Genomic DNA, 4,640 nt, shown 5'->3' with positions numbered 1-4,640 from the left:
AGAAATATGACAAGGCGCTGGGTGCTTAGCCTACACGTACACGACCGAGGAAAGCGAGAAAATGGAACTGTTCGCCCTCGCCGACAAGCTGGACGGCAACCTTGAACTGGCTATCAAGCGGCTTGCAGAAAGCAAAAGAAATCCCCAATCATCAACAACTTAAAAATTAGGAACATGAAATGGATTGACAATCTGATATACACGCTATTGTCCGCCTGCCTGCTGGCGGGCTGCGAGGACAGCGGAAGCAAGGAGCTGGAAAGGATGCAGGGCTATTGGGTACACGTCAGGGGACACCCGGCTTTCACACTCTCGGAAACGGGCGGCAGATACACCGTCACCCGGAAAGCGAATGTCAGGGGCAGAATACTGGAAACGGCTTACCCGGTAACAGAACGGAACGGCTGCCTGTTCATCGAAACGGGCTTCCGCATACAGTTCACCTATGACAAAAAGACCGACCGGATAACGCTCATGCCCGGCGGCGAATACAAACGAGTTACAAACCCTGAAAACAAAAGATAATGAAAAGAACAATTCTCCTTATGGCGGTGTGCCTTTGCTTCATCGGCAAGGCATCCGCACAGTGGGTGGTGTCAGACCCCGGCAACTTGGCGCAGGGCATCATCAACACCACCAAGCAGATAGTGCAGACTTCCACCACTGCCAAGAACACGCTGGACGGCTTCATGGAAGCGCAGAAGATTTTCCAGCAGGGTAAAAAATATTACGATGCGCTCAAAGCGGTACACGATGTTGTCAAGGGCGGCATCAAGGTGAAGAAGTCCATTGAACTGGTGGCGGAAATATCCGAAATCTACGTGCGAAATTATCAGAACATGCTGGCAGACCCGAACTACACGCCGGATGAACTCACCGCCATTTCAGCCGGGTACGCAAAGCTGCTCTCCGAAAGTGCGGACGTGTTGCAGGACTTGAAGAATGTAGTGAACGTGACGGGCATGTCGCTGACGGATGCCGAAAGGCTGGCGGTAATCAACAACGCCTATAAAAGCCTGCTCAACTACCGCAACCTCGTGAACTACTACACCCGAAAGAACATATCCGTGTCCTACCTGCGGGCGAAGAAGAAGAACGACACCGACCGGGTGCTGGCTCTCTACGGCTCGGCGGATGAACGCTACTGGTAACATATAAATCGGTATGCCTATGTTATTAGCAGCGGTGGATTTTGACAACCTGCACCAAGTGTTGCGGGTGCTGTACGATGAAATGATGCCCTTGTGCAGCAACATGACGGGGGTAGCCAAAGGGATAGCCGGGCTGGGAGCTTTGTTCTATGTAGCCGCCAAAGTGTGGCAGTCGCTCGCACGTGCCGAACCCATAGACGTGTACCCGCTCCTGCGTCCCTTTGCGCTGGGGCTGTGCATCATGTTTTTTCCAACTTTCGTGCTGGGGACTATCAACACGGTGCTGTCGCCAGTGGTGAAAGGGTGCAACCAGCTTATGGAAACGCAGACTTTCGACATGAACGAGTACCGGGCGCAGAAAGACCGACTGGAATATGAAGCCCTGATGCGAAGCCCCGAAACGGCTTACCTCGCATCGGACGAGGAATTTGACCGACAACTGGAAGAACTGGGCTGGTCGCCCTCCGACATGGTGACTATGACGGGCATGTACATGGACAGGACGGCTTATAATATAAAGAAGTCCGTACGGGACTGGTTCAGGGAGTTATTGGAAATGCTCTTTCAGGCGGCGGGGCTGATTATAGACACGCTGCGCACGTTCTTCCTAATCGTGTTAAGCATACTGGGTCCGCTGGCGTTTGCGATTTCCGTCTATGACGGTTTCCAAAGCACGCTGACCCGGTGGATTTCACGCTATATCTCCATTTACCTGTGGCTGCCCGTGTCGGACTTGTTCAGCAGCGTGCTGGCACGCATACAAACCCTGATGCTCCAAAAAGACATCGAGCAGCTTTCAGACCCGGATTTCATCCCGGACGGGAGCAGCACCGTGTATATAATCTTTATGATTATCGGCATCGTGGGCTACTTCACCATTCCAACGGTGGCAAGCTGGATAGTGTCGGCTGGCGGTACGTCTGCCTATAACCGCAACGTGGCACGGGCTGGTTCAATCGCCGGGGCTGCGGTCGGTGCGGCAAGCGGGAAAGTAACCGGGAAACTACTCAAATAACCAACATCAATATTTAGTATATGGAATTTAAGTCATTAACGAACATCGAAACGAGTTTCCGGCAAATCCGGCTCTTTGCGCTGGTATTCATCTGCCTGTGCGCACTGGTGACGGGCTTTGCCGTGTGGAACTCGTACAGCTTCGCCGAAAAGCAGCGGCAGAAGATATACGTCCTCGACAACGGCAAAAGCCTGATGCTGGCACTCTCGCAGGACATGGCACAGAACAGACCCGTGGAAGCCAAGTCGCACGTGCGGCGTTTCCACGAACTTTTCTTCACGCTCTCACCCGACAAGGACGCTATCGAAAGCAACATCAAACGCTCGTTGTTTCTCGCCGACAAGACCGCTTTCAACTATTACAAGGACTTGGCGGAAAAGGGCTACTACAACCGGGTGATTTCCGGAAACGTCACGCAGACGGTGGAGATTGACAGCGTGAAGTGCGACTTCGACCAGTACCCCTACAAGGTGAACACGTATGCCCGCCAGTTGATTGTCCGGGAAAGCAGCCTGACGGTGCGAAGCCTTGTCACCTCGTGCCGGTTGCTTAACGCCACACGGAGCGACAACAACCCGCACGGCTTCATCATCGAAGCGTTCACCATTACCGAGAACAAGGATTTGCAGACCATTAAAAGATAGCCTTATGGAGAGAAAACGAAACCACATCGAAAAGGTGCGGGACTGGGCGGACGACCGCCTGCGCCGAATGTGCGGACGGATTACGCCGGGCAAAAGGCTGGCGGTTATCCTCCTGATGTTCTTCTTTTTCGGCGGCTTGTCTATCTACATCACCGTTTCATCAATCTACAATATCGGGAAACGGGACGGGCAAAGGCTGCAAATAGAACACATCAGACAACTGCCGTTGCACGGCAATGACACAACCAAAAGTATCAACCCGTTAAACAGACCGCAATATGAAAGAAGTACAGAAGAATGAGAACGGCACGACCGCACAGCAGGCGGACGGGAAGCCGAAAAAGGAAAATAAACCCAAACGGGAACTTACCCCGCAGCAGGTGCAGCAGCGCAGGAAAATGATAGTCTTCCCGCTGATGTTCCTTGCCTTTGCAGGGTGCATGTACCTGATATTCGCACCCTCCGGCAAAGAGGACGTGAATGTGGAAAGCGTGGGCGGCTTCAATGCCGACATACCCCTGCCCGCAGAGGACGGGATTATAGCCGACAAGCAAAAGGCTTACGAGCAGGCGGTGACAAACCGCAAACAGCAGGACAAGATACAATCCTTGCAGGACTTCGGTTTCACGCTGGACGATGATACGGAAGAACCACAAGAGGAAATCAATCTGATGCCGGAAGAAGATCCGAAGCCACAAAGGGGCGGCGGTGCTTCTTCAAGGGCGGCTTACCGGGACATCAACCGCCAGTTAAGTACGTTCTACGAAACGCCCCCTGTGGACGAGGAAAAAGAGGAATTGAAACGGCAGGTGGCGGAACTGACCGACCGACTGAAACAGCAGCAGAACGCCACGCCTACGGCTGACGACCAAATGGCTCTCTTGGAAAAGTCCTACGAGCTGGCGGCAAGGTACATGAACGGCGGGCAGGGACAAGTCGCACAAGTCCCGGTAACGGGCGGCATTGAACGCAAGCCGGATGCGGTGGCGGTGCAGGCTATCCGGGAAACGACCGTTTCGGGATTGCGGCAGCCCATGAGCGATGCCGATTTCATCCGGGTTTACAGCCAGCCACGAAACTACGGCTTCAACACGGCGGTAGGCACAGGGTACGCTATGGGAAAGAACACGGTAGCCGCCTGCATACACCAAGACCAAACGCTGGTGGACGGGCAGGCGGTGAAACTACGGCTGCTCGAACCCATGCAGGCGGGAAATATCGTTGTGCCGAAGAATACCCTTGTGGCGGGGACGGCAAAGGTGCAGGGCGAACGGCTCGACATACTGGTGTCCTCGATTGAGTACGCTGGCAACATCATCCCGGTGGAACTCGCCGTGTTCGACACGGACGGGCAAAAGGGGCTTTCCGTCCCGTCCTCTATGGAGCAGGAAGCGTTCAACGAAGCTATGGCGAATATCGGAAGCGGGCTGGGTACAAGCATTTCCTTTGCCCAAAGTGCCGGGCAGCAGGTGGCTATGGACGTGACAAGGGGATTGCTGCAAGGAACGTCCGGCTACCTCGCCAAGAAGTTCCGAACCGTGAAAGTGAAGCTGAAAGCAGGCTATAAAGTCATGCTGTATGCCAAACAACAATAACCATTTTATCAACCGTTAAAATTTCAATTGACAATGAAACAGATTTTTGGATTGTTCGCCCTCTTGCTGGGCGTGTGTGCGGCAAACGCACAAACCGCTGACACCGTGAAGTATGCGGCTGGCAACGACTTGTACCGGGGTATTACCCGGAAACTCCCGTACCGCCAAATGGTTACGCCCTACGGCGTGGAAGTGACCTTTGCCAAGACGGTGTGCGCCCATAAGGGTGAGTAAT

Annotated in this window: 6 protein-coding genes and 2 pseudogenes; all 8 read left to right on the top strand. The window is 53.7% G+C overall.

Features of this window, described 5'->3' with window-relative positions:
* Window positions 1-31: 31 nt before the first annotated feature.
* Window positions 32-163 (top strand): annotated as a pseudogene (locus HMPREF2794_RS27600) (TraG family conjugative transposon ATPase); the annotation flags it as partial.
* An 11-nt stretch (window positions 164-174) separates the two neighbouring features.
* Window positions 175-525, top strand: coding sequence for a DUF3876 domain-containing protein (locus HMPREF2794_RS05225; RefSeq protein WP_004326111.1), 351 nt, complete (start codon window positions 175-177; stop codon window positions 523-525).
* Window positions 525-1,151 carry a DUF4141 domain-containing protein gene (locus tag HMPREF2794_RS05220; RefSeq protein ID WP_008648479.1) on the top strand — a complete coding sequence of 209 codons (627 nt, stop codon included), beginning with the start codon at window positions 525-527 and terminating at the stop codon, window positions 1,149-1,151. The genes HMPREF2794_RS05225 and HMPREF2794_RS05220 overlap by 1 nt, the downstream gene beginning before the upstream one ends.
* A gap of 19 nt (window positions 1,152-1,170) precedes the next feature.
* Window positions 1,171-2,166: a conjugative transposon protein TraJ gene (gene traJ / locus HMPREF2794_RS05215; protein WP_007845741.1), complete on the top strand. Its 996-nt coding sequence runs from the start codon at window positions 1,171-1,173 to the stop codon at window positions 2,164-2,166.
* A 20-nt stretch (window positions 2,167-2,186) separates the two neighbouring features.
* Window positions 2,187-2,810, top strand: a complete 624-nt coding sequence (gene traK, locus HMPREF2794_RS05210) for a conjugative transposon protein TraK (RefSeq protein WP_070751071.1) — start codon at window positions 2,187-2,189, stop codon at window positions 2,808-2,810.
* A gap of 4 nt (window positions 2,811-2,814) precedes the next feature.
* Window positions 2,815-3,111: a TraL conjugative transposon family protein gene (locus HMPREF2794_RS05205; RefSeq protein WP_070751069.1), complete on the top strand. Its 297-nt coding sequence runs from the start codon at window positions 2,815-2,817 to the stop codon at window positions 3,109-3,111.
* On the top strand, window positions 3,089-4,405 hold the full coding sequence (traM, locus tag HMPREF2794_RS05200) for a conjugative transposon protein TraM (protein WP_070751067.1): 1,317 nt from the start codon (window positions 3,089-3,091) through the stop codon (window positions 4,403-4,405). The genes HMPREF2794_RS05205 and traM overlap by 23 nt, the downstream gene beginning before the upstream one ends.
* Window positions 4,406-4,438: 33 nt before the next feature.
* Window positions 4,439-4,618: pseudogene (locus tag HMPREF2794_RS05195) on the top strand (hypothetical protein); the annotation flags it as partial.
* Window positions 4,619-4,640 lie beyond the last annotated feature (22 nt).

It is taken from the genome of Bacteroides sp. HMSC067B03 (assembly GCF_001811315.1).
GTDB classification, from domain to species: domain Bacteria; phylum Bacteroidota; class Bacteroidia; order Bacteroidales; family Bacteroidaceae; genus Bacteroides; species Bacteroides faecis.
Note: the sequence above shows the minus strand (reverse complement) of the source record. Positions and strands in the feature narration are given on the sequence as shown.

Excerpts from the sequence above, each read along its gene's own strand:
- HMPREF2794_RS05225 (WP_004326111.1), top strand. The coding sequence starts at position 175 with ATGAAATGGATTGACAATCTGATATACACGCTATTGTCCGCCTGCCTG.
- HMPREF2794_RS05220 (WP_008648479.1), top strand. The coding sequence starts at position 525 with ATGAAAAGAACAATTCTCCTTATGGCGGTGTGCCTTTGCTTCATCGGC.
- traJ (WP_007845741.1), top strand. The coding sequence starts at position 1,171 with ATGTTATTAGCAGCGGTGGATTTTGACAACCTGCACCAAGTGTTGCGG.
- traK (WP_070751071.1), top strand. The coding sequence starts at position 2,187 with ATGGAATTTAAGTCATTAACGAACATCGAAACGAGTTTCCGGCAAATC.
- HMPREF2794_RS05205 (WP_070751069.1), top strand. The coding sequence starts at position 2,815 with ATGGAGAGAAAACGAAACCACATCGAAAAGGTGCGGGACTGGGCGGAC.
- traM (WP_070751067.1), top strand. The coding sequence starts at position 3,089 with ATGAAAGAAGTACAGAAGAATGAGAACGGCACGACCGCACAGCAGGCG.